Genomic DNA, 488 nt, shown 5'->3' on the forward strand with positions numbered 1-488 from the left:
GACTACAAGGGTATCTAATCCTGTTTGATCCCCTTGCTTTCGCGCCTCAGCGTCAGGTATAATCTAGAAAATCGCCTTCGCCACCGGTGTTCTTCCACATATCTACGCATTTCACCGCTACACGTGGAATTCCATTTTCTCCGACTACCCTCAAGATTTTCAGTTTCAAATGCTGTTCTGGGGTTGAGCCCCAGGATTTCACATCTGACTTAAAAACCCGCCTACGCGCTCTTTACGCCCAATAAATCCGATTAATGCTTGCACCCTCTGTATTACCGCAGCTGCTGGCACAGAGTTAGCCGGTGCTTCTTTACCTGCTACGCTCAAATTGGCTAAATATTAGTTAACCTCTCTTGTTCACAGGCGAAAGAGCTTTACAACCCTAAGGCCTTCATCGCTCACACGGCGTCGCTTCGTCAGGCTTTCGCCCATTGCGAAAGATTCTCGACTGCAGCCACCCGTAGGCTGTCTCTTATACACATCTGACG

At 48.8% G+C, this 488-nt stretch carries 1 rRNA gene; it reads right to left on the bottom strand.

What is annotated here, in order from left to right:
* Nucleotides 1-488, bottom strand: a 16S ribosomal RNA gene (locus ACTHSL_RS12915); the annotation flags it as partial.

Origin of the sequence: Neisseria sp. P0008.S010 (genome assembly GCF_051962715.1) — a bacterium.
Classification (GTDB): Bacteria; Pseudomonadota; Gammaproteobacteria; order Burkholderiales; family Neisseriaceae; genus Neisseria; species Neisseria elongata.